This is a genomic window from Vibrio toranzoniae, from assembly GCF_024347655.1.
In the GTDB taxonomy this organism is placed as follows: domain Bacteria; phylum Pseudomonadota; class Gammaproteobacteria; order Enterobacterales; family Vibrionaceae; genus Vibrio; species Vibrio toranzoniae.
The window spans coordinates 78,934-102,975 of record NZ_AP025514.1 but is presented as its reverse complement, the minus strand read 5'-3'; the positions used below and the strand labels follow the sequence as shown (position 1 = coordinate 102,975).

Sequence of the window (24,042 nt, the reverse complement as noted above, 5' to 3'; positions counted from 1 at the left end):
TATAACGTACCCAAAACACGTAATTTACCCAAAAAGGCCAGCTGCAAGCTGGCCTTTTTTGTGATCAAAATAGCGCAAAACCCGTTACATCTCGTAATAAAATCACCGCTTAATTTTCATCAATTAATAATGTTCCTTCCCCTAGCGCAAAGGTTTGCGTACAGGATAGACTAGTTGGGCCAATATGTGACGAGACACTTAAAACCTCAATGTTAATATGGATACTTTTTGAGCTGTATCCCTGTTTCCCCCGAGTCTCGTTGCTAGCATGGTGAGCAGATAACCATAAAAATTAATACAAAATCCCTACAAAATATCCTACAAGGAGCACCTATGACCGTTATGGAACATACAAAGGCTGCACAAATTGATCTAACTAAGCACGGACTGACAGGCGTTACTGAAGTTCTTCGTAACCCTAGCTACGAGCAGCTATTCGTTGAAGAAACACTGCCAGGTTTAGAGGGCTACGAAAAAGGCGTAGTAACGGAACTTGGCTCTGTTGCGGTTGACACTGGTATCTTTACTGGCCGCTCACCAAAAGATAAATACATTGTTAAAGATGACACGACCCGCGATACCATGTGGTGGTCAGATCAAGGCAAAAATGACAACAAACCGATTACACCTGAATTATGGAATGAGCTGAAAGAGCTTGTGACAACTCAGCTATCTGGCAAGCGCCTGTTTGTGATTGATGGTTACTGTGGTGCGAACCCAGATACGCGCTTAAGTGTTCGTATTATCACTGAAGTAGCGTGGCAAGCGCACTTCGTTAAGAACATGTTCATTCGTCCAACTGACGAAGAGCTTGCAACGTTCGAACCTGATTTTGTGGTAATGAACGGTGCTAAAACAACCAACCCGAACTGGGAGAAGCAGGGCCTAAACTCTGAAAACTTCGTTGCGTTCAACCTGACAGAGCGCGTTCAAATCATTGGTGGTACTTGGTACGGCGGTGAGATGAAAAAAGGCATGTTCGCAATGATGAACTACCTACTTCCTCTGCAAGGCATTGCTTCAATGCACTGTAGTGCAAACGTAGGCGAGAAAGGCGATGTAGCCGTATTCTTCGGCCTATCAGGTACGGGGAAAACAACACTATCGACGGATCCTAAGCGTGAGCTGATCGGTGATGATGAGCATGGTTGGGATGACGACGGTATCTTCAACTTTGAAGGCGGTTGTTACGCGAAGACGATTCGCCTATCGAAAGAAGCGGAACCTGAAATCTACAACGCAATCCGTCGTGATGCCCTACTAGAAAACGTAACGGTCCGTGGTGATGGTTCTATCGATTTTGATGACGGTTCAAAAACAGAAAATACTCGTGTTTCTTACCCGATTCACCATATCGAAAACATTGTTAAGCCAGTATCAAAAGCAGGTCACGCTAAAAAAGTTATCTTCCTGACAGCGGATGCATTTGGTGTGCTACCACCAGTATCGAAACTGACTCCTGAACAGACTAAATACCACTTCCTATCTGGGTTTACAGCGAAGCTCGCAGGTACAGAGCGCGGTATTACAGAGCCAACGCCAACGTTCTCTGCGGCATTTGGCGCTGCATTCCTAACGCTCCACCCAACTCAGTACGCTGAAGTGCTTGTGAAGCGCATGGAAGCGGCTGGTGCAGAAGCTTACCTAGTGAACACAGGTTGGAATGGCAGTGGTAAGCGTATCTCTATCAAAGATACTCGCGGCATCATCGACGCTATCCTAGATGGTTCAATCGACAATGCAGACACTAAGGTTATCCCTATGTTTAACCTAGAAGTGCCACTCGCCTTACACGATGTAGACTCGACCATTCTTGACCCACGTGATACGTACACTGACCCGCTACAGTGGGAGAGCAAAGCGAAGGATCTAGCAACACGATTCATCAACAACTTTGATAAATACACAGACAATGCTGAAGGTCAGTCACTGGTTGCGGCTGGTCCACAATTAGACTAACCCACCTATCTGCTCGGGCTAAGTCCAAAACGAACGCCCATTTACAATGATATTTTGTAGCAAGCCCCTCTTTTGAGGGGCTTTTTTGTTGATGCTTATCCCTTTTTGTTCCACTCTGTTTGAGACTATTGAAATTTAAGGCTTTCAGGGAATGAAAAAGGTATTCATGGTATTCGGTATTGTGCTGGCTATCGCCGTTGCGGTTATCGCTGCGTTGTTATTAAGCCTGCAGACTCAATACCGTGCTGATGTTGCTAATTTTTTTATAAAACATACGCTTGAACAACCTCTACTCATTGAAGATGTTGAGTATCAGGCGCCTTATCACATCACTTTGATGGGTATTACCCAAAATCGACCTGAAAAAAAGTCGCCTTTGTACATCGACAAAGTCAGTATGTGGTTTAGCCCTAGCTCTATAGTTCAAGCCAAACTGGTCTTGGATTCAGTGTTGATCAGCGGTCTGCAGTTAGAAGTTGATGATTTAAAAAACCTCACATCAGTACTTACGCAGCCAAACCTCAAGCTTCACCAGTTGGCCATCAATAATCTAGATTTCTCGACCCCAGACTTTAATGCGCGAGGCATTGATCTTCAGATCTCCGATCCCATATGGGACGGGCACAACTCATTATTACCTTATGGCAAAACCCAACTCTCAACCACGCAACTGTATTGGCAAGACGAAGCATTCGATAACCTGTTGATTGACCTCGAACTAAAGCCGAGTGACAGCACTCTTTATGGCGCTTCATTTGACTGGCGTGGCGCTAAGGTTTCCGGTCAAGCAGAACAATATCAACGTGACTGGTCTTTGGTGAACGTGACGATCGATGGTTTACGACTCAACCAAAAACAGACCCAAAGCCTATTGAACAAACAATGGGATATGACAGGTATCCAGATCAATCACATCAACAGCTTAGATATTTTGCGTAGTGACCTAGAATGGGCAGACGGGCACCTCGCATCCTTTGACGCCTCATTAGAAAACATACAGTTGCCTTTTGAATTGTGGCAACAACAGAACGCCATTTTTTCTCTACAAGCTGAAGGCGTCACCTTAGACAATGACCAATTCATCGACCCAAGCCTTAAGCTCAACCTAGAGCCCAACCGAATTCTGATTGAAGACTTCTATACTCAGTTTCTTCAAGGCAGTGTTCAGCTCAATGGCAAGGTGACGCCTGATGCCATTGATTTAGCACAGCTCGACCTGCAAGGCATCAAGTGGCTTACCGAAAGCCAAGATAATCACCTACCAGCCGCACGCCTAATACCATGGCTGAGACAACTCCAGAACGTCGAAATTAACCGACTTAACATAGAACGCAGCCAACTCATCCAGCTCGCAGAAAAACCTTACTGGCAGATATCAGGGCTGCATGTAGAAGGGCATCAAGTTCAACTGTTGCAAGATAGAAAGCTAGGCTTGTGGCAAGGAGAGTTATTGGCAAGCGCCAACGATGCCAGCTATCAAAACATTCTCAGTGCTCAGCCTGTGATTGAGATGAATAGTAAACAAGGAAAGTGGACGTTAACACGCCTGTTTATGCCATTGAAACATGGTTATATTGAAGCGGACGCCACCTTAGACTTCAATCAAATCAGCAAACCGTGGAGTGTCGATATCTCGGCTGATGGATTACCGATATCATTAATGTTACAACCATTGGAGTTACCACTCGATGCAACAGGCTACGGGGAGTTCGAACTTCAAGCCGCGGGTTTATATGGTGATTCATTAATGCTTGGCTACTCAACCACTGGCCAACTCACCGGTAGCGTTCGCCAAGGGGTGATGACCTTTAACGATACGCTTTCTGAGGCATCGACTGATAACGTGTTTGAAATCCCAGAATTCAATGCGAATTTTGACCGTGGACGCTTCACACTTGAACCAGTGCACATTATTGGTGCATCCGCAGCCGAGAAAGGTACGCAAAGGGTTCAAACGTTAAATGGTGAGGTAAAGGGAGAGCTCGACTTGCTTAAAACTGAGCGACATACGCTATCCATTACTCTGTCTGACCAATGCCATCAAATCTCAGGAAAGCTCGACCAAGCTGAATATTCAGAGATAAATGACTGCCAACAAAAAAGCGCGACTCCGCAGGAGTAGCGCCTTCAATCAATAACCCAATCTACAATCAAGCAAGCGTTCATCAAGGAATAGCTACGTTATTCACTCACCTTGTTATCAGTCGATAGGATTTCCTTGTAGTCAGGAATCAGCATATAGGTTCCCGTAAACTCCACCGCTTCCACATCGCCACTGCGAATCGTCACGTGAATAATAATACGAGCCTTCCTGCCTGAAGCGAGACGATCCAAATCACCACTTATTCCATCTAGAGATGTCGCCGCAACCGGATTTTGCTCGACTGGGTGACGGTAACGAATATTACTGTCTGCCAGCACAATATCACCACTAAGGCCTCGCTCTTTCATCAGTAACCAAGTCATTCCCCAGCCCGTTAAGGTCGCTAAGGTAAAGGCCGAACCTGCAAACATAGTGTTGTGAGGATTGAGGTTGGGGTTCAACTGAGCACTACACTCAAACTGATAGCCAGTATACTGGTTGATCTTGATGCCCATTTTGTCACTGATTGGAATTTGATGCTCCCAACGCTGCTGCAGTTCATTACACCATTCTGGTTTGCGAAGCACGTCAGCCATAGGGTCAAGGTGCTTAACCATCTGTTGATGACGAACGGGGCCACGTTGGTCACTAATCTCACCGCGACATTCAAATTCATTCTTTTCATAGAATGAGATCGCATCTTCACGAGCATTACACACCAAGCGCTTGGCCCCCTCTTGACGGGCCAGCGACTCTAACGCAACCAAGATAAGTGAGCCCATGCCTTTACTTTGGCGAGATTTCTTCACCGCCATGTAGCGGATTTGACCTTCTAGATCGGAGGTAATATATAGGCGACCAATCGCCATTGGACGACCTCGACCATCCACAATCACACGATGATGACTCATAGGATCGTATTCATCACGCTCTGAGCCAACGGGCATACGCCAAGGCTCACGCAGCATCTGCCATCGAAAATGGTAATACTTATTCAGTTGATTTTCGGTGGTTGGAGTTATGAGTTTAAACATGCTTATTCCTTTAAGCTTAAACCTGTAGCCAGAATGTCACTGGACCATCATTAACCAACGACACTTTCATGTCGGCTGCGAATCGGCCACGTTCCGTTGGCAATACTGATTCACATTGGTCAGAAAAAAAATCGTAAAGACGCTCTGCATCTTCAGGGTGGGCACCACGAGAGAAACCCGCTCGAGTTCCCTTCTTAGTATCGGCTGGTAGTGTAAATTGAGAAACCACCAACACTTTACCTTCAACTTGCTTTACGTTGAGGTTCATTTTTCCGTTTTCATCTTCAAAGACACGATAAGTGGTCACTCGTTCCATCAAACGCTTCGCTTTGGCTTCGTCGTCACCTTTTTCTACGCCTAACAGCACCAACAAACCTTGCTCTATCTCGCCAACGACTTCGCCATCAACACGGACGGCAGCGTCACTTACTCTCTGGATCAGTGCTATCACTATTGTTTCCTTGCTCTGTGATTTTGTCTTTATCTGACGAGTGTACCACTTCTTGCGAACCACTCCACTGTTCGTGCTCACCAAGCGCAGCGGTCACTTCAGCCCCGACTAACACGATAAGCCAACACAAATAAATCCAAACAAAGAGAATCGGAATCGCCGCTAGCGCACCGTAAATCAACTGGTAAGACGGAAACTGAGTAATGTAAGCCGCAAAGCCTTTCTTGCTGAATTCGAACAACAGAGCCGCAACGAGAGAACCAACAGCCGCATGAGAAAAGCGTACCTTTTTATTTGGCACTAGCAGATACAAACCGAAGAAAGCCAAGAAGGAAATGATCAAAGGAAGCTTTCGAATGACCGTGTTAAATGCGTCAGACACAATGTCATGTTGCAACAAACTTAAGGAAGTCACATAAGAAGTGACTGCAATGCTCGCTCCTACCAAAATAGGTCCAAGCGTTAATACCATCCAATACATAGAAAAAGACAACACCGCACGTCGCTTTTCGGTCACACGCCAAATGTAGTTCAGGTTCTTATCTATATTGGAAATCAGCATCAAGGCTGCGATAAACAAAAACACACTGCCCACCGCCGTCATCTTGCCCGTATTGGCGACAAACTCAAGCAAGGCACCGTTTACCGCATCACCTGACGCAGGCACAAAGTTGGTAATAATGAAGTTTTGAATCACCAGACCGACATCGGAAAAAACTGAAAACGAAGACAAGGTAGAGAGCAAAACCGTCAGCATCGGTACAATCGAGAGTAAAGTAATGTAAGCCAAGTAGCCCGCATTTACGTTCACTCTATCGTGTGTCATCCGCGTGAGAAGATAGCGGGAAAACTGGATACTTCCAGTGATTGCGTTTTTTATCTTCAACTTGTAACCCTCTTGTAACTCGTTCATAGTCCTAATTATTATTCCGTTATTTAACTATAGGAAACTAGGATGCCTTATTTAATCGTTATAGTCCTCTCTATTTTCACGCTGACTGGGTGCCAATCCGCTTATTACTGAACTATGAAGCGTGCCGAGAAAAAAAGGCATCGCCTACGCGATAAAAATAAATCGTCTCAATAACAGCAAACCAATAAGAACCCACATGAAGCCAATCATTATCACTGGCGGTCCCGGAGCCGGAAAAACGACCTTAGTTAATGCCTTAGGTGACGAAGGTTACCCTATCTTTTCTGAATCCTCTCGCCAGTTAATTGAACAGCAAAGCCAGCTTGAAGGTGGGGTCCTGCCTTGGCTAGACTTACCGGGATTTGCTCGCCTGTGTTTAACTGTGATGCGTGAACAGAAGGAACAAGCTAATCAACATCAGATTACGTTTCTCGATCGCGCGATCCCAGACATTTGTGGTTACCTAACTCAGGCTAACCTTGAGATTAATGAGATTTACCGAGAAGCCAGCAAAGGCTATCACTCCCAAGTCTTGTTCTGTCGACCAGAAGCCTCTATTTATGTGCAAGATGACGTGCGTCCTTATCCCTTTGAAGAAGCATTAGAGATTCATCATACGTTAGTCAACGTTTATCAAGAACTAGGTTATGCGGTGGTTGAAGTACCATTTATGTCGGTAACAGAGCGAGTGCAATTCGTTGAAAGTCACCTGGGAATCAAAAGCTAGATTCCAGATATCTCGTCCCTCGATTCAGGAATGACGATTCGGTGAGTGATATGGAACGCGCTCTTCGTATCTCGCATCTCGTTTACCCGTATCTATCTTAATGCCACACAAAACAAAAGCCCCGAGCAGCATAGTCGCTACTCGGGGCTTTCTTAACTAAAACGTATAGTTAGCTCTAAACTAACTCACCTGCAAACAATTAGTCTTTAGCAGGGCGAGAAGCGCGCTTACGTTCGTTTTCAGTAAGAAGCTTCTTACGGATACGTACGTTTAGCGGCGTTACTTCTACTAGCTCATCTTCATCGATAAACTCAAGAGCTTGCTCTAGAGTGTGCTTGATCGGTGGAGAAAGAACTTGTGCTTCATCAGTACCAGATGCACGAACGTTCGTTAGTTGCTTACCTTTCAGACAGTTTACTGTCAGGTCGTTTGAACGGTTGTGAATACCGATGACTTGACCTTCATAAACTTCATCCGCGTGCTCTGTGAATAGACGACCACGAGCTTGAAGGAAGAATAGTGCGTAAGTCAGAGCTTTACCCGTTGCGTTCGAGATAAGAACACCGTTATTACGCTGACCAATGATACCGCCTTTGTAAGGGCCGTAGTGATCGTATGAGTGGTAGATAAGACCAGAACCAGACGTCATTGTTAGAAATTCAGTTTGGAAACCGATAAGACCACGAGAAGGCATCATGAAGTCCATGCGAACACGGCCTTTACCATCTGGAGCCATATCCGTTAGCTCACCTTTACGCAGACCGATGCTTTCCATGATTGCACCTTGGTGCTCTTCAAGTACATCGATAGTCACCGTTTCAAACGGTTCCATTTTCTGGCCATTTTCTTCTTTAATGATTACTTCTGGACGAGATACTGCTAGCTCAAAACCTTCACGACGCATGTTTTCGATCAGGATAGATAGGTGAAGTTCACCACGACCTGATACACGGAAACGGTCTGGACTGTCAGTTTCTTCAACACGCAGTGCAACGTTGTGTACGAGTTCTTTTTCTAGACGCTCAAGGATGTTACGTGAAGTAACAAACTTACCTTCTTTACCCGCGAACGGAGAAGTGTTTACTTGGAACGTCATTGTTACTGTTGGTTCATCAACAGACAGAGCTTCCATCGCTTCAACATTGTTTACGTCACAGATAGTGTCTGAAATTTTCAGCTCACCAAGACCAGTAATCGCAATGATGTCACCAGCATTCGCTTGTTCAACTTCGTGACGGTCAAGGCCTAGGTAACCTAGAACCGTACCGACTTTACCGTTACGTTTCTTACCGTCAGAACCAACGATAGTTACTTGTTGGTTTGGCTTAACAGAACCACGTGTAACACGAGCAACACCGATAACACCGACGTAAGCGCTGTAATCAAGTTGCGAAATTTGCATCTGTAGAGAACCGTCAAGGTCAACGGCAGGCGCATCTACTGTATCAACAACTGCTTGGAACAATGGTTCCATGTCTGTACCAACTTCGCCTTCTTCCATTGTTGCCCAGCCGTTTAGAGCTGAAGCGTAAACAACGGTGAAGTCCAGCTGCTCATCAGTAGCACCTAGGTTGTCGAAAAGGTCGAACACTTGATCCATAACCCAATCAGGACGAGCACCTGGGCGGTCAATCTTGTTGATTACAACGATTGGCTTAAGGCCGTGTGCGAATGCTTTTTGCGTTACGAAACGAGTTTGAGGCATTGGGCCATCAACTGCGTCAACGATAAGCAGAACAGAATCAACCATAGACATGATACGCTCAACTTCACCACCGAAGTCCGCGTGTCCCGGAGTATCTACGATGTTGATGCGGTAATCATTCCAGTTAATTGCTGTGTTTTTAGCAAGAATGGTAATGCCACGCTCTTTTTCGATGTCATTCGAATCCATGACACGCTCTTCAGCTTCACCACGAGACTCAAGAGTGCCTGACTGTTGTAGCAGTTTATCAACCAAAGTCGTTTTACCGTGGTCAACGTGCGCGATGATCGCGATATTTCTTAACTTATCAATCTGTGGAGTAGACATGGATTCTCGATTCACTCATAAAAGTAGCCGTCAGTTATCTCAAAAGTTTGGATAATAACCGCTAGCTTGATTTAAAAAACGGTCAATAATATACCAGATTCTAGACAAAAACCTAGAAATATGTGATCTGAACCAAAGCTTTTTTCTTTGTTAGCGATTCATATCCGCTAACTTTGAGCCAGTACGGTGCTGTACAGCTAAATTCGCAGAGCTCTAAAAAAACATCGCACGTGAGCTGCGAGCTAAATCTCTGGCAAAACCACAAAAGTGGATTGACAACTTAAGCAATTCATTGCTGAATGGTGCTCTCATATGTCATATATTGGTGCACAGGCAAACGTTCGCACCAATAGGGTGCAATGAAGGATCATTTTGGTGCAAAAACCAAAGTGAACAACACAGATAAACAAGTAAACCGTTGAAATTAATGGAATAATTTTTTTGGCACGTTTTTGGCTTTAGATAAATCAGCATCGATTAATGCACTTAATAGACATTAATCAATGCTAGTTTCAACCGAATCGAGCTAATACCGAATTAATAACACTGGAGGTTATCCAAGATGTCAGTAGAAAATGTACTATCCCTGATCCAAGAGAACGAAGTTAAATTTATCGACTTACGTTTTACTGATACAAAAGGTAAAGAGCAGCACATCTCTATTCCTTCTCACCAAGTTGATGCAGACTTCTTCGAAGAAGGCAAAATGTTTGACGGCTCTTCAGTAGCTGGTTGGAAAGGCATTAACGAATCTGACATGGTAATGATGCCAGACGCAGCCTCTGCTGTACTGGACCCATTCACAGAAGACGCAACACTAAACATCCGTTGTGACATTCTTGAGCCTGCAACAATGCAAGGCTACGACCGTGACCCACGCTCTATCGCTAAACGTTCTGAAGAGTACCTACGTTCTACAGGTATCGCAGACACAGTTCTAGTTGGTCCAGAGCCAGAGTTCTTCCTATTTGACGACGTTAAGTTCTCAAACGATATGTCTGGTTCTTTCTTCAAGATTGATGACGTAGAAGCAGCTTGGAACACAGGTTCTGACATCGAAGGCGGTAACAAAGGTCACCGTCCTGGCGTTAAAGGCGGTTATTTCCCAGTCGCTCCTGTCGATTCATCTCAAGACATCCGTTCAGCAATGTGTCTAGTAATGGAAGAGATGGGCCTAGTCGTTGAAGCTCACCACCACGAAGTAGCAACTGCGGGTCAAAACGAAATCGCAACTCGCTTCAACACGCTAACAACGAAAGCGGATGAAACTCAAATCTACAAGTACGTGGTACACAACGTTGCTCACGCATTTGGTAAAACAGCGACATTTATGCCTAAGCCACTCGTTGGTGACAACGGTTCTGGTATGCACGTTCACCAATCTCTAGCAAAAGACGGTGTGAACCTGTTTGCTGGTGATAAGTACGGCGGCCTATCTGAAATGGCACTTTACTACATCGGTGGTATCATTAAGCACGCTCGCGCAATCAACGCATTTGCTAACCCATCAACGAACTCGTACAAGCGTCTTGTACCTGGTTTCGAAGCACCGGTAATGCTTGCTTACTCTGCACGTAACCGTTCTGCTTCTATCCGTATCCCAGTAGTACCAAGCCCTAAAGCTCGCCGTATTGAGCTACGTTTTGGTGACCCAGCAGCTAACCCATACCTATGTTACTCAGCAATGCTGATGGCTGGCCTTGACGGCATTAAGAACAAGATTCACCCAGGCGAAGCGATGGATAAAGATCTATACGACCTTCCTGCAGAAGAAGCGGCTGAAATCCCAACAGTTGCAGAATCACTACAAGAAGCTCTAGCTGCGCTTAACGAAGATCGTGAGTTCCTAACCGCTGGTGGCGTATTCTCTGATGACTTCATCGATTCATACATCACTCTGAAATCAGACGATGTACAGCGCGTGAACATGGCGACACACCCACTTGAATTTGAACTGTACTACTCAGTTTAATCCTCAGTTGGAAGTGCAGCGGCCCTTACCCTAACAGGTAAAATCCGCTGCAACATGTAAGAACCACTAAAAAATATTAGGCTCGCCTCGCAGGCGGGCCTTTTTTCGATTCTCCCCTCCTCTTCTTCTTCGTAACATGCCTCCTACCAAAAACAATAAAATCAACGCCCAACATCAAACCACCTGCGGTTGAAAGAGTCTAAACATATGAAAAATATACTGTTCCTAATCGGGTTAACCGTCGCACTCTCATGCACTGCTCAAACGGTATATACTTGGGTAGATGAAGATGGTGTACTCCACTTTAGTGATACTCCTACCGGTCAAAGTGCCAAGTCCCTGCACTTACCTGACGTACAAGCTTCTGCGCCCGCACCTAAATTTGAGAGCTCGACCCCCGTTGACGCTGCAGCTTCATCTACAACTAAAACGGCAACGCCAGCTCAAACTCAACCAAAAACTACAGAACGCGAGGCACCAACTCAATTAACACTCACCATGCTAAATCCAGTTCATGATCAAACCATCCGTAGCAACCTCGGCTTAATCCCTGTTCAGATAGATCTTAACCGCAAACTCGGTATTGGAGAGCAGTTGCAATTGATGCTCGATGGACGCCGCTATGGCGCCCCGCAGACCCAAGCGAATTGGCAACTCAAAGACATAGAGCGAGGCACACACACCATTGCCATTCAAGCACATAGAAGCGGCAAGCTTATTGCATCTACTAGTCCAGTCACCGTGTATTTACATCGAGCGACGATCAAGTAGGCCAATGTGCAAAAAGAGACGAGATTCCCTCTACTTTTCACCTAATCGAAGCAGCTTTCAGCGACCCTAATGAATTATCTTTAGCTTCTGATTGATATGCGCCATACTTGAACTTATCTACGCACCAATTTGGTGCAGTGAGAAAACACCAGTTCAAGGACGAAACAGTGAATCGATCAGCCAAAAGCGACAGTATAGATACACATCATCTTTCCAGCGCCATTCTCGACAATATGGTGACCTCGACATTGATGCTCGATGAGCAACTCTATGTCCGATACGCCAATCCGGCGGCTGAACAGCTCTTTTCACAGAGCGCACGACGCATCGTTGATCACCCATTGAGCCAACTTATCCAGCACGCCTCTCTTGATTTGGCATTGCTAACCCAACCGCTGCAAAGCGGCCAGAGTATTACCGACAGCGACGTTACCTTTGTCGTAGACAACCGCCCATTAATGCTTGAGGTAACGGTGAGCCCAATCTCTTGGCAGCGTGAGACGTTGCTATTGGTTGAGATGCGTAAGATAGACCAACAACGACGACTCAGCCAAGAGCTCAACCAACACGCGCAACAACAAGCGGCTAAGTTACTGGTGCGCGGGTTAGCGCATGAAATTAAGAACCCTTTAGGTGGTTTGCGAGGAGCCGCACAGCTGCTTGGAAAGATGCTCCCTGATCAATCTCTGAATGAGTATACGCAGATCATTATTGAGCAAGCCGACCGCTTACGTGCTTTAGTCGACCGCCTGCTTGGCCCTCAAAAGCCGGGAACTAAGTCAGAAGAGAACCTTCACCAGATTCTAGAGAAAGTCAGGCAGTTGGTAGAGCTCGAATCGGGTTCAACGCTCGCAATCGAAAGGGATTACGACCCTAGCCTACCGGACATCTTGATGGATTCGGCACAAGTTGAACAAGCTATGCTCAATATCGTGAGTAATGCGGCACAGATTTTAAAAGCCCAGGAATCAGGGAAAATCACCATTCGCACCAGAACAGTGCATCAAGCAAACATTCATGGGCAGCGACATAAGCTCGCTGCTCGCATTGAGATCAGCGATAACGGCCCGGGCATTCCCGACGAGTTAAAAGACACCCTGTTTTACCCCATGGTCAGCGGACGAGAGGGTGGCACAGGGCTTGGGTTATCGATATCTCAAAACCTCATCGATCAGCACAATGGAAAAATTGATGTTGAGAGCTGGCCGGGTAACACCACATTCACGATTTATTTGCCGATATAGGCGAAATCTTGTCTCCCACTGGAAACAACGTTTCATCGGCAACAACAGATACCGAACAATAAAAACAACAATGATTATCACAATAGATTTGGCTGCAAAGGAATTGAATTATGAGTAAGGGATACGTTTGGGTCGTCGATGACGACAGTTCTATACGCTGGGTCGTAGAGAAAACACTGTCATCTGCGGATATTAAGTGTGAAACATTTGCTGATGCAGAGAGCGTATTACTCGCTCTTGAGCGCGAAACACCAGACGTTCTGGTGTCTGATATTCGAATGCCCGGCATTGACGGGATTGAGCTGTTACATCAAGTGCATCAACGCTCTCCCGATTTGCCAGTGATCATCATGACCGCACACTCCGACCTTGATGCTGCGGTAAACGCTTATCAGAAAGGCGCTTTTGAGTATCTGCCTAAGCCGTTTGATATCGATGAAACACTTACTTTGGTAGAGCGAGCCATCGCACACAGCCAAGAACAGAAGCGAGAACAAGCCAGCGAAGTGGTCGAAGAGACTAACGCACCCGAAATCATCGGTGAAGCACCGGCGATGCAGGAAGTTTTCCGTGCCATAGGGCGACTATCGCGTTCATCTATTTCTGTTCTCATCAATGGTGAATCGGGTACTGGTAAAGAATTAGTGGCTCATGCCTTACACCGCCACAGCCCTAGAGCAAAGAATCCCTTTATCGCTCTTAACATGGCCGCAATCCCCAAAGACCTAATCGAATCGGAGCTATTTGGTCATGAGAAAGGTGCCTTTACTGGCGCAAATAGCGTTCGCCAAGGACGTTTTGAGCAGGCTAACGGTGGCACGCTATTTCTTGATGAAATTGGTGATATGCCACTCGACATTCAAACTCGCTTACTGCGTGTACTTTCTGATGGTCAGTTTTATCGCGTGGGTGGCCACTCTGCGGTTAAGGTCGACGTTCGTATCGTAGCGGCAACCCACCAAGATCTTGAACGATTAGTGCATGAAGGTGGCTTCCGTGAAGACCTTTTCCACCGACTCAATGTTATTCGAATTCATATCCCTGCACTGCGCGAACGTAAGCAAGACATAGAAAAGCTCACTCATCACTTCCTAGCTTCAGCCGCTGAAGAGCTCGGGGTTGAAGTGAAGACACTGCATCCTGAGACGGTTTTAAAACTGAATCAGCTGAATTGGCCCGGTAATGTTCGTCAGCTTGAAAACATTTGCCGTTGGCTCACCGTCATGGCCAGCGGTAGTGAAATACTCCCTTCAGATCTGCCACCGGAGCTGTTGGAAGAGAAAACAGTGACCACTTCAGGATCTGGAGATAACTGGCAACAACTGCTCGCTAATTGGGCAAAATGTGCACTTGATTCAGGAGAAAAAGAATTACTCACTTATGCTCTTCCTGAGTTTGAACGGATACTGCTGGAGGCTGCACTCAAACATACCAATGGTCACAAACAGGACGCAGCCAAAGTGTTGGGATGGGGGAGAAACACCCTAACTCGTAAACTCAAAGAACTGTACTAAGCTTATATGATTATCAGTGCAGCTACTTTTTTAATCAAAAAAGTGTCGCTTGGTGTTAATAGTATCAGTACAATTACAAAACGACATTCACCAAAATTGTAGCTAAAAATGTCTTTGAAAACACAAATTACATTGAGAACCGCAGTGGTTCTGCCATTCGTGATGATTTTTCTGTTCACTATGGGCGTAATGGTTTTCACTCAAAAGCAGAACTATGAAGAAACGGTGAGTGATCTTAGTGCACGCCAACTAACATCACTCACTGATAACGTTCATCAAAGCCTCACAGAATTTTTAGAAAAGCCGTTTCACGCTAACCTTTCACTCAGTCACAACATTGGTTATCACCACCTTTACCAAGCAGGTGACCTCAGTAAGGTCCAAGACTACATTCTTTATAAGTTTTCGAATCATTTTACGACTGTGCCTCAACTCGATGTGATCGGCTTTGGCTCTGAAAACGGTAATTATGTGGGTTTCCGTAAAGAAGCGAATAATGGCTACACCTTGATGGTGCAAGATGATCGCACTCAAAATCAACTCGTGATCTATCGTGGTCGCCAGATCAGTGACGATATACGTTCAGTCATTTCGGGATATGACCCAAGAGTTCGTCCTTGGTATACGCCTGTGGCTAACCAGAAAAAAGCCTCGTGGTCTCCGATTTACACTAATGCTGATGAACGCCAAGAGATCACCTTATCTGCCCTCGCCCCTATCTATGACGGCAACGAATTTAAAGCGGTTATCGTCAGTGACATCAAGCTCAATACCTTTAACGTATTCTTGAATAATTTAAAATACAAAACCGATGCCTCTGTCTACGTCATTGACCAACAGCAGCGCTTGGTTGCGCACTCCGGAGGAGGCAAGGTTGTCTCCAAAAGGACGGATAAAAGCCACACAAGCCAGCGCTTGTTGGCAACAGAGAGTGACAACCCAATAATACGAGAGAGCGCCAGCTACGTTAACCAATTCCATTTGATTGAAAACAGGCAAATACAACGTTTCGACTTTACTCTGAATGGCGAGCGATACTTCAACCAGATAACGCCTTACGAGGATGAGCATGGCATCACATGGTTTATTGGTATGTCGATCCCTGAAACCAACCTACTCGGTGCATTACCAGAAAACCAAAGAAACAGTTGGTTACTTGGACTAACGCTGAGTTGCATTGGTGTCATCGCCGGATTAATTGCTTTTAATCGAGTGACCCAACCCATCACCTCCACCGCAGATGCAGCAAAAGGTCTAGCGACTGGCGATTGGGACAGCAGCATGCCGAAACCAGGTAATATCTACGAAACTAGCATGTTGGTAGAAGCCTTTAATGAAATGACTAACAACTTAAAGGCTTCTTTTGAACAATTACAGGCTCAACTTACCTATGACTCACTAACCAAATTGTATAGCCGAGAGGGTTTTATCGATGCTATACAGAAAAAGACAAAAACCGAGAAAGGCACACTGTATTTAGTTGGTATTGATCGCTTTCGCGACATTAATGACAGCCTAGGCCATTACAATGGCGACCAACTGCTTATCATCGCAGCCGCTCGTTTGAGAGGTACGCTACCCTCTGAGTATCTATTGGCACGTACTGGTGGTGATGAATTTGCGATTTACGCGCCTGACGTTCTCCAAGAGGGGGGTGTTCATCAGATCGCTAACCGCTTACTCCAAACCTTTGCGGCTCCATTCGCCATGGAATCCGAGAATGTCGTGATCAATGTCTCTATCGGTGTCGTTCATGTTTCCGGCACTAAAGATATTACATTGTGGCTGCGTAACAGCAGTATTGCCTTGAGTAATGCCAAGCAAGACAAGACTCGCGTCAGTATATACAGCCCAGAGATGGGCAACGCTTCTAGGCATCGAACCCAGATGCTAACACGCATCAATCGAGCAATTGAGCAACAACAGTTCGAGCCTTTCTATCAACCAATCATCGACCTTGAATCTGGCTCCCCTATAGGTGCAGAGGCTCTGGCACGATGGGTAACGAAAGAGGGCGTCATTTCACCACTTGAATTCATTCCGCTTGCCGAAGATACAGGGCTTATCTACGATATCGGCAAACAAATACTACACAAGTCCTGTCGAGATACCGCCATCGCCATTGAGTTAGGAAAATGGGACGAAGACTTCTCTCTGCACGTTAACCTTTCTGTCGACCAACTCACCGAAAACGGTTTCATTGACTTGGTTAAAAACACTTTGTCTGACACCAAGTTACCGGCTAAAAACCTCACATTAGAGATCACCGAGTCACGCATCATCGACAATGATCCAACGATCATCGACAACATGCTAACGCTGAAAGCATTGGGTATCTCAATTGCGATTGATGATTTTGGTACCGGCTACTCATCGCTTGCTTACTTGCAAAAACTGCCATTTGATTGCCTTAAAATCGATCGCAGCTTTGTTAGCAAACTCGATCAAGAGAACCTAGACAGTTCTATCGTCGCGGCCATCGTCAATATTACCAAGGGCTTCAAGGTGAGTTTAGTAGCAGAAGGGGTTGAAACTCAGCAACAGGCTGAACTACTCAAGCAGCTACAGTGTCCACTTGCTCAAGGGTTCTTGTACAGTCGCCCAGTTCCTTTTGATCAGTGGCCTAGCAACATCACGAATCACAACAGTAAATAAAACATGACGTAACAATCAGCAGATAATCGAATAAACCAAATACAAAAATGCCAGCTTGATGCTGGCATTTTTTATGTTTCTATTCTCAATCGAGCGATTAGATAACGCGAGAGAATTGCTGTTGACGAGCCTTAGCGCGCAGGTATTTATCAAAACACATACAGATATTACGAATCAACAAACGGCCACGCAGAGTCACGCGGATTTCCTTGTTATCGACTTCAATTAACCCATCATTAATGAAGGTTTGTAGAAGCGCTAAGTCTTCTTTGAAGTAGCGATTAAAGTTAACTGAGAACTCAGATTCAATCGTGGTTTTATCAAGCTTAAAGTTACAGATAAGCTGCTTAATCACCTCACGACGCAGCAGATCATCATCGTCTAGTACTACCCCTTTCCAAAGGGCATGACGCAAGTCATTGACCTGAGCGTAATACTTCTTCAACTCTTTTTGGTTTTGTGCATAAGCATCGCCTACCATAGAGATAGCCGATACACCAAAACCAATCAGATCACATTCACCCTGAGTGGTGTAGCCTTGGAAATTCCGATGCAGAATACCTTCACGCTGCGCGACTGCTAGCTCGTCTTCAGGTAGTGCAAAGTGATCCATGCCGATGAACTGGTAACCCGCCCCCGTTAAGGTCTCGATGGTATCTTGAAGAATCGCCATTTTCTCTTTTGCTTCTGGCAGGTCTTCGTCTTTAATCTTACGCTGCGCAGCAAACAGCTGCGGCATGTGTGCGTAGTTAAATACCGATAAACGACCCGGTTTCATTTCAAGCACTTGCTTCAGTGTTTCAGCGAACAAAGCTTGAGTCTGCTTCGGTAAGCCGTAGATCAAATCTAGGTTGGTTGAGCGGAAACCCAACTCTTTAGCACGTTGAACCATCGCGATGATGAACGCTTCGTCTTGCTCACGGTTGACCAGCTTTTGGACTTCTTTGTTAAAGTCTTGCACGCCAATACTCAGGCGGTTGAAGCCTTCGTTACGTAGGTGATCGAGAACGTCTAGTTCGATTTCACGTGGGTCAACTTCGATACTGATTTCAGCATCCGCAGTGAAGTTAAACTCATCACGCAGAATCATCATCAAGCGAGTGATTTGTATTTTGGTCAAGAACGTTGGCGTACCGCCACCGAAATGCAATTGCGTCACTTCACGGCCATTCAATAAAGAAGCGCGTTGGCGAATTTCATGCTCAATCACATCAAGGTACTCATCCGCTTTATGCGAGTGACGAGTAATGACCTTGTTACAACCACAGTAGTAACAAAGTTTGTGACAAAATGGGATGTGCACGTAAAGAGAAAGGGGACGCTCTGGGTATTGAGTACACGCCATGTCGTAATCAGCGACGGTAAACGCTTCATGAAACTCCAACGCTGTTGGGTATGAGGTGTAACGAGGTCCCGAATAGTTGTACTTGTTTAAGATTTCTTGATCCCAAACGATTTGCTGATTCGTTGTTACTGGCTTGCTCGACATAGCGGTACTTCCAATTTAGATCCGCGAGAACCTAAGGTCTCTCAAATCATTTTACATACATTAAAATATAGACGGGCTATTTTGCCACACGACCTGTAAGGTCGTTCAAGACAAAATCAATTTTTCAGAGAAAAACTCAGAACTGCTAGCTTGATCACTAACAAAGCGTCGGGATTAACGAGACGCAAGAGGTAAGAAGGCTCGTTTAACATTCGGTATTCAAGACAATACTATTGAAGACAATGTGTCCTAAAAGCAATATGCCTTAAGAATAACGTGTATTAAACAAACCTCTATATTTAAAAGTCTGTCGTGACTAGATCATCTGAATGTTAATTTGGTTGTTGAGAGGCTTGACCTTCTCCTGCAACCTTTTCAAATCTTCGATAACCGCATCATTCAAGCGAGTCTCTGCCTTGTGGCGTGTGAGATTCTGCTGCATGCGTTCTTTTTTCGTCAGTTCTTGTCTTGCCTCTCCTCGCGCCATATCTTTAACGATATGGTACAGCTCAGAAAGAGCAGGATATTCCGAATCAAAATCGACACGCTCATCACCCTGAACATTATCCATTATGATACACACTCGGATACTGATCTCAGGTAAATCACACTGGCCTTGGATACCCGCTAAACACAAGGTATTTACGTTGTCGTAAATCGTTGCGTTACGTTTTTCAATGGCGAGTGCTTGATGCTGCTTTTGCAACTCCGTCTGCTTCTTCACTTGAAGTAGAAGGTAACCTGCGTAAGAGCCCAAGCCGAGAATGATCATTCCACCAGCAATTGCTAATAAGGTTACGTTCATTGGCTATTAACCTTTAAAGCTGTCTAAGTCGATGTCTTCAAATTGAGATAACAAGTCTTCATCAGAGTTTGTTTTCTTCTTCTTCGATTCAACGGCTGTTTCTTCGAAGATCTCTTCTTCATCGTCTTCTGGCTCTAACAGACCTAAGCGGCCCATCAGGTGTTCGATACGATCAAGCTTCTCATCAACAAACTTCTGTAGACCTGCACCTAGGTTTTCACCATTTTCGATACGATCCAACAGTGTGTTCAGTTGAGCATCGTTCTCAAGCATCTCTAACTCTTGTTCGTTAGATAGCTTACGCTCTTGTTTCGTCGGCTTCTTCGCTGGTTCAACAATCAGTGGGATTTTTTTCTTGCTGCCTAAACGTGGATCGCGATCTTGTGCAGCTTTACGCTGTTTTGCTTCGCTACCATCTGAATGGCGGCTGCCAGACTTAAGACCTTTGCGCTTTTTAACACGCTTACGCTCACGACCTTCAACATCAGATTCACTACGGTTACGAGTAACCATAGGTTCCGGAGCGCCAAGTGCGCCCGGCTTTCTTGATTTCTTACTACGACCCATTACTGCACTTTCCTCAGTAAAATTACATCATTTCCAAAAAATTCTAGTTCGAGCTTATCCCGCTCTGCCAAAAACTGGAATGTTTGACGACTAAAGAAGACGACATGTGTCGGGTCATTCTTGTAGTGCCAACCAGCAAACGCATCTACGTCTATTACTAGCTTAGTCATAAGACCAATCCAGCCTTTAGGTTTAACTAAATTCAACCATTGCTGCCACACCTTGTCTGGATGATAAAGATGTTCAATCACCTCCGTGGCAGTCACAAAGTCATACGTTTTTTCCAACACAGAGGGCTCTGGGTGGTAATAGATATCGTACAACTCCACGCTGTGTCCGGCTTCTTCTAACATAATAGATAGCGTAGGGCCCGGGCCACAACCAAAATCCAACCCTTGTGAGTTAGATGAAATTTTGTCTGTTAGTGGATCCGCGATGCGAGATAGAAAGCGGCGATAACCTTCATCACTAGGATCGTTCTCATGGAGATCATAGTGTGCTTTCTCTTCTTTTGCTTCTAACCTTTGTTCAGGTTTAACAAATACCAGTTCACATTGCTGACACTGCAGATAGGCTCTGCGTTTGTCTTCAAAATAGTGATTCACGCCTTGGTGATGGCATAAGGGACAAGTATACATAGCACATCCTTAAACAGGGATGCGAAACATACCAGAAACTGAGTTTATAGTGGAGAGGTATTGGGTGTTTTTTCATCAAATCAATAAAAAAAGCGATAGGAAAACCTATCGCTCTCTAAATCTGCCTTTATCGGCCAAAATTTGCATACTCAACTTGGTACACAAATCTCCCTTTGTTATTGGTGCTTTCCATGCCAAGTTTGTTTGTTGTTCATCGTCCTGATGAGTTTTGGCTATCCTTTTCTAACACCTTGTTGCTGGGCTGTCCTAGCCTGATCCATTTCTGTCTATACCATTAGACTAGATGATCATCCATATCTAAGTCAGCTCCTAGCTGATGGCGATTACTTTACCCGGTTACAAAAAGACTACAAGAGTGCTACTTCACACTTTCGTACACGAATCGACCACACATTGATAAATCAGACATTAAATAGAAACACATAAATAAACCCCACACAAAAGAAAACACCCCAACCATTACTGATCAGGGTGTCTCTTTAACCTCGCTCGAACGTACATTTCTTAACTCTGGCTAAGAGCAAGAAACCGACAAATTAGTGTAGACCACCAACGTACTTCGATAAGGTATCAATGTCTGCGTCTGTTAACTTTTTAGCTACATCACGCATCATCGCATTCATGTCGTTATTACGGCTATCATCGCGGAATTTCTCAAGTTGAGCCTTGATGTAATCTGCGTGTTGGCCTGAAATTTTAGGGAAACCAGAAAGTTCGGTGCCGTTACCACGAGGGCCATGACAAGCAGTACACGCTGTTAGGCCGCGTTCTGAGTCACCCGCCGTGTAAAGAACCTTACCTTCATCTACAACATTTTCAGGAGTAGAGTTATTAGAGATAGGGAGAGAGGCGTAGTATGCCGCTAGGTCAGCCATATCTTCTTCAGATAAAGGCATCGCCATTGCACCCATTACAGGTTCATAACGACCTTGTTTACCACCACTCGTCATACCTAACTTAAGCTCTTTTAACTGCTTTATTAGGTACTTCTCATGTTGACCAGCCAGTTTAGGGTACTGGGTGATCAGACTGTTGCCGTCAGCACCATGGCAGGCGACACATGTTTGTGATTTGGCTTTACCAGCTTCAATACTACCTTGAGCCCATACTGAGCAGCTGGCTAAAAGACTCAAAATTAGCGCTAATTTCTTCATGACATTCCATTATAATTATCAAGCTTCCAGTACCACTCTATGTTGCCACTCATGGTACAATAGGCGACCTTATGCCGAGCACGGTTATTTTACACAAATTCACAAAAAAGTAATCAATCGACTACACAAAGTCGAGATGGAGTTAACAGTGAGCGTAAAAATTCATTATCAAAACACGCATTTCATTACCAGTGCACCTGATATTCGTCATTTACCAGAAGACGAAGGAATCGAAATTGCGTTTGCAGGACGCTCCAATGCTGGTAAATCTAGCGCGCTAAACCGCGTTACCAACCAAAAAAGCTTGGCGAAAACCAGTAAAACACCAGGTCGAACTCAGTTAATTAACCTATTCAAGGTAACAGATGGTTGTCATATCGTCGATTTACCTGGATATGGCTTCGCTCAAGTCCCCCTTGAAATGAAGAAAAAATGGCAGAAGTCGCTAGGTGAATACCTACAACGCCGAGAAAGCCTGAAGGGCTTAGTGGTATTGATGGATATCCGTCACCCAATGAAAGACCTTGACCAACAAATGATCTACTGGGCTATCGATAGCCGTATCCCAGTACAGGTTTTGTTAACAAAAGCAGACAAACTGAAAAGCGGTGCGCGTAAAGCACAGCTACTGAAAATCCGTAACGATGCAAAATCTTTCGGTGGTGATGTCGCGGTTGATGTCTTCTCTTCAATGAAAGGTATCGGTGTTGACCAACTGCGTAGCAAAATGGATGAGTGGTTCGCACCTGCGTTTGCAGACCAACTTATTGATGAGCTAGCAGATGAAGAGCACAACGACTCCGAATAGTGCCTCTATCTATAATCGCTTCATCTATAACGAGAGGTTAAAGCACGGACTACCAGTGATTTAACCTTATCAATACCCTACCTTATTTAGGTGGGGTATTTTTTTGCTCATAAATGAGTGAGTTAAACCCAATTTTAAACGTTAAAAATGATATTTATCCGCTTGAACGTATAGAAGTAAACCATACTAAAAACAACGTTTGCTAAACAGAACAACGAGAAAGGAATACTCATGTGGAAAACACTCTTGGCCGTAATAGCAATGATCCTGATACCTGTTACAGGCCACACCTCTGAAACAGAACCAACAGAAGCACCACTGATCAACGTCGATATGACCTTAGATCTCGATGGCATGGAGAAGTATGCTCAGGAGGCCAGTGAATCTCTTGAGAAGATATCGCAATCTTTGCAAGCCATCGTCAATAACCCCAATCTCAGCGAAGACCAGCAACAAGCCTTGAATCACACCGTCGACAGCATGAATAAATTTGCGGCTTCAACTCAGACATCACTCAATCAACTCCCTCAAGCCTTGGATCAATCTCGCCTCGCCTTTAAACAAACCAGTCAAATGCTGCTCGATGATATACAGACCAAGATCATCATTGCGCTGGCGGCGGTTATCGCTGTCATTATTATCGCTTTAACCGCTATCTATATGCTTATCCTGAAACCCATGCAGCAAACCTTGGTGAAAGCGACCAACAATATCTCTTCGATGGCGCACTCCATCCAGATCACCGCCGAAGCACTGAAATACAGCACCGAGAAACAACAGAAAATCATGGACTACATCGAGCATTCACCCGCTCAATACACTGATAAATAAGGTGCGAGCTAGCTATCCTTTACCGGAAATTTGTAAAATAAAAGTTATTTCAAATGAAAAAACAATCGAATTTGAGACGGATTAAAATTACCAATTTCTGATTGAGTTCCAAATTTAAGAAAACTAACGTAATAAAGACGATTTTTGAAAAGCCTAGGAAAAGGCATGAAAAGTAAGCGGAGTAGTAGGATAAATATGGTTGGAAATATTTTTCTTTCGCACAAGAAAAAACGCCCCAGTCAAATGCTGACTGGGGCGGCTGAATCAGCCTAATCCAATAACGTGAAACAAAAGGTCTGAAAGATAGAACATCTTACCTCTGTACCCTACGAGATTTAATGTACAACAATTGCTCAGAAATGAAAACATTTTTT

General features: G+C 44.9%; 20 protein-coding genes and 1 pseudogene. 11 read left to right on the top strand and 10 right to left on the bottom strand.

Going from position 1 to position 24,042, the window contains the following annotated elements; genetic code table 11:
* The first annotated feature begins 333 nt into the window (after positions 1-333).
* Positions 334-1,959, top strand: coding sequence for a phosphoenolpyruvate carboxykinase (ATP) (gene pckA, locus OCU50_RS00455; RefSeq protein WP_017055600.1), 1,626 nt, complete (start codon positions 334-336; stop codon positions 1,957-1,959).
* 151 nt (positions 1,960-2,110) lie between these two features.
* Entirely contained in the window at positions 2,111-4,081 is a 1,971-nt protein-coding gene (locus OCU50_RS00450; RefSeq protein ID WP_060466904.1) for an AsmA family protein, read from the top strand.
* Between the two features lie 59 nt (positions 4,082-4,140).
* Here OCU50_RS00450 and OCU50_RS00445 read toward each other — a convergent pair whose 3' ends face one another.
* The 3 genes from OCU50_RS00445 to OCU50_RS00435 are packed head-to-tail and all read right to left on the bottom strand — an operon-like array spanning position 4,141 to position 6,440.
* The gene (locus tag OCU50_RS00445; RefSeq protein WP_060466903.1) at positions 4,141-5,076 is read right to left on the bottom strand and encodes a bifunctional GNAT family N-acetyltransferase/hotdog fold thioesterase; all 936 of its coding nucleotides are present in this window, start codon (positions 5,074-5,076) and stop codon (positions 4,141-4,143) included.
* Positions 5,077-5,092: 16 nt separating this feature from the next.
* Positions 5,093-5,527: a D-aminoacyl-tRNA deacylase gene (gene dtd / locus OCU50_RS00440; RefSeq protein ID WP_060466902.1), complete on the bottom strand. Its 435-nt coding sequence runs from the start codon at positions 5,525-5,527 to the stop codon at positions 5,093-5,095.
* Positions 5,499-6,440, bottom strand: coding sequence for a virulence factor BrkB family protein (locus OCU50_RS00435; RefSeq protein ID WP_060466901.1), 942 nt, complete (start codon positions 6,438-6,440; stop codon positions 5,499-5,501). The genes dtd and OCU50_RS00435 overlap by 29 nt, the downstream gene beginning before the upstream one ends.
* A 42-nt stretch (positions 6,441-6,482) precedes the next feature.
* Between OCU50_RS00435 and OCU50_RS00430 the strand changes: the two are divergent.
* Together OCU50_RS00430 and OCU50_RS00425 are read left to right on the top strand one after the other, a co-directional pair.
* Positions 6,483-6,548: pseudogene (locus tag OCU50_RS00430) on the top strand (DUF2959 domain-containing protein); the annotation flags it as partial.
* 88 nt (positions 6,549-6,636) lie between these two features.
* The gene (locus tag OCU50_RS00425) at positions 6,637-7,167 is read left to right on the top strand and encodes an AAA family ATPase (RefSeq protein WP_060466900.1); all 531 of its coding nucleotides are present in this window, start codon (positions 6,637-6,639) and stop codon (positions 7,165-7,167) included.
* A 199-nt stretch (positions 7,168-7,366) separates the two neighbouring features.
* On the opposite strand, the gene typA is transcribed toward OCU50_RS00425, so the two are convergent.
* Entirely contained in the window at positions 7,367-9,199 is a 1,833-nt protein-coding gene (typA, locus tag OCU50_RS00420; RefSeq protein ID WP_060466899.1) for a translational GTPase TypA, read from the bottom strand.
* A gap of 562 nt (positions 9,200-9,761) precedes the next feature.
* Between typA and glnA the strand changes: the two genes are divergently transcribed.
* From glnA to gepA, 5 genes are all read left to right on the top strand, one after another.
* Entirely contained in the window at positions 9,762-11,171 is a 1,410-nt protein-coding gene (gene glnA, locus OCU50_RS00415; protein ID WP_060466898.1) for a glutamate--ammonia ligase, read from the top strand.
* A 207-nt stretch (positions 11,172-11,378) separates the two neighbouring features.
* Positions 11,379-11,942 carry a DUF4124 domain-containing protein gene (locus OCU50_RS00410; RefSeq protein ID WP_060466897.1) on the top strand — a complete coding sequence of 188 codons (564 nt, stop codon included), beginning with the start codon at positions 11,379-11,381 and terminating at the stop codon, positions 11,940-11,942.
* Between the two features lie 167 nt (positions 11,943-12,109).
* Entirely contained in the window at positions 12,110-13,186 is a 1,077-nt protein-coding gene (gene glnL, locus OCU50_RS00405; protein ID WP_060466896.1) for a nitrogen regulation protein NR(II), read from the top strand.
* A gap of 110 nt (positions 13,187-13,296) precedes the next feature.
* Positions 13,297-14,700 (top strand): nitrogen regulation protein NR(I), encoded by a 1,404-nt coding sequence (gene glnG, locus OCU50_RS00400; RefSeq protein ID WP_060466895.1) that lies wholly within the window; start codon positions 13,297-13,299, stop codon positions 14,698-14,700.
* 108 nt (positions 14,701-14,808) lie between these two features.
* Positions 14,809-17,355, top strand: a complete 2,547-nt coding sequence (gene gepA / locus OCU50_RS00395; RefSeq protein ID WP_060466894.1) for a phosphodiesterase GepA — start codon at positions 14,809-14,811, stop codon at positions 17,353-17,355.
* A 97-nt stretch (positions 17,356-17,452) separates the two neighbouring features.
* On the opposite strand, the gene hemN is transcribed toward gepA, so the two are convergent.
* The 5 genes from hemN to OCU50_RS00370 all read right to left on the bottom strand — a co-directional run bounded on the left by hemN (position 17,453) and on the right by OCU50_RS00370 (position 22,029).
* Positions 17,453-18,844, bottom strand: a complete 1,392-nt coding sequence (gene hemN, locus OCU50_RS00390) for an oxygen-independent coproporphyrinogen III oxidase (RefSeq protein ID WP_060466893.1) — start codon at positions 18,842-18,844, stop codon at positions 17,453-17,455.
* Positions 18,845-19,160: 316 nt separating this feature from the next.
* On the bottom strand, positions 19,161-19,649 hold the full coding sequence (locus OCU50_RS00385; RefSeq protein WP_060466892.1) for a DUF2489 domain-containing protein: 489 nt from the start codon (positions 19,647-19,649) through the stop codon (positions 19,161-19,163).
* A 6-nt stretch (positions 19,650-19,655) separates the two neighbouring features.
* Entirely contained in the window at positions 19,656-20,216 is a 561-nt protein-coding gene (gene yihI, locus OCU50_RS00380; protein WP_060466891.1) for a Der GTPase-activating protein YihI, read from the bottom strand.
* A complete protein-coding gene (locus tag OCU50_RS00375; protein ID WP_060466890.1) occupies positions 20,216-20,854 on the bottom strand; it encodes a class I SAM-dependent methyltransferase in 639 nt (212 codons plus the stop codon). Before OCU50_RS00375 ends, yihI begins: the two co-directional genes overlap by 1 nt.
* Before the next feature lie 557 nt (positions 20,855-21,411).
* Positions 21,412-22,029 carry a c-type cytochrome gene (locus OCU50_RS00370; protein WP_017055583.1) on the bottom strand — a complete coding sequence of 206 codons (618 nt, stop codon included), beginning with the start codon at positions 22,027-22,029 and terminating at the stop codon, positions 21,412-21,414.
* A gap of 148 nt (positions 22,030-22,177) precedes the next feature.
* Here OCU50_RS00370 and yihA point away from each other — a divergent pair, with 148 nt between their 5' ends.
* Both yihA and OCU50_RS00360 read left to right on the top strand, forming a co-directional pair.
* A complete protein-coding gene (gene yihA, locus OCU50_RS00365) occupies positions 22,178-22,837 on the top strand; it encodes a ribosome biogenesis GTP-binding protein YihA/YsxC (RefSeq protein WP_017055582.1) in 660 nt (219 codons plus the stop codon).
* A 231-nt stretch (positions 22,838-23,068) separates the two neighbouring features.
* A complete protein-coding gene (locus tag OCU50_RS00360; protein WP_060466889.1) occupies positions 23,069-23,668 on the top strand; it encodes a hypothetical protein in 600 nt (199 codons plus the stop codon).
* 264 nt (positions 23,669-23,932) lie between these two features.
* Here OCU50_RS00360 and spfP read toward each other — a convergent pair whose 3' ends face one another.
* Complete coding sequence (gene spfP, locus OCU50_RS20790; protein WP_438356636.1) at positions 23,933-23,980, bottom strand: small protein SpfP; 48 nt, start codon at positions 23,978-23,980, stop codon at positions 23,933-23,935.
* Positions 23,981-24,042 lie beyond the last annotated feature (62 nt).

Excerpts from the sequence above, each read along its gene's own strand:
- OCU50_RS00375 (WP_060466890.1), bottom strand. The coding sequence starts at position 20,854 with ATGTATACTTGTCCCTTATGCCATCACCAAGGCGTGAATCACTATTTT.
- OCU50_RS00360 (WP_060466889.1), top strand. The coding sequence starts at position 23,069 with ATGTGGAAAACACTCTTGGCCGTAATAGCAATGATCCTGATACCTGTT.
- OCU50_RS00410 (WP_060466897.1), top strand. The coding sequence starts at position 11,379 with ATGAAAAATATACTGTTCCTAATCGGGTTAACCGTCGCACTCTCATGC.
- OCU50_RS00435 (WP_060466901.1), bottom strand. The coding sequence starts at position 6,440 with ATGAACGAGTTACAAGAGGGTTACAAGTTGAAGATAAAAAACGCAATC.
- OCU50_RS00445 (WP_060466903.1), bottom strand. The coding sequence starts at position 5,076 with ATGTTTAAACTCATAACTCCAACCACCGAAAATCAACTGAATAAGTAT.
- typA (WP_060466899.1), bottom strand. The coding sequence starts at position 9,199 with ATGTCTACTCCACAGATTGATAAGTTAAGAAATATCGCGATCATCGCG.
- hemN (WP_060466893.1), bottom strand. The coding sequence starts at position 18,844 with ATGTCGAGCAAGCCAGTAACAACGAATCAGCAAATCGTTTGGGATCAA.
- glnA (WP_060466898.1), top strand. The coding sequence starts at position 9,762 with ATGTCAGTAGAAAATGTACTATCCCTGATCCAAGAGAACGAAGTTAAA.
- OCU50_RS00450 (WP_060466904.1), top strand. The coding sequence starts at position 2,111 with ATGAAAAAGGTATTCATGGTATTCGGTATTGTGCTGGCTATCGCCGTT.
- glnG (WP_060466895.1), top strand. The coding sequence starts at position 13,297 with ATGAGTAAGGGATACGTTTGGGTCGTCGATGACGACAGTTCTATACGC.
- gepA (WP_060466894.1), top strand. The coding sequence starts at position 14,809 with ATGTCTTTGAAAACACAAATTACATTGAGAACCGCAGTGGTTCTGCCA.
- OCU50_RS00385 (WP_060466892.1), bottom strand. The coding sequence starts at position 19,649 with ATGAACGTAACCTTATTAGCAATTGCTGGTGGAATGATCATTCTCGGC.
- pckA (WP_017055600.1), top strand. The coding sequence starts at position 334 with ATGACCGTTATGGAACATACAAAGGCTGCACAAATTGATCTAACTAAG.
- OCU50_RS00370 (WP_017055583.1), bottom strand. The coding sequence starts at position 22,029 with ATGAAGAAATTAGCGCTAATTTTGAGTCTTTTAGCCAGCTGCTCAGTA.
- OCU50_RS00425 (WP_060466900.1), top strand. The coding sequence starts at position 6,637 with ATGAAGCCAATCATTATCACTGGCGGTCCCGGAGCCGGAAAAACGACC.
- yihI (WP_060466891.1), bottom strand. The coding sequence starts at position 20,216 with ATGGGTCGTAGTAAGAAATCAAGAAAGCCGGGCGCACTTGGCGCTCCG.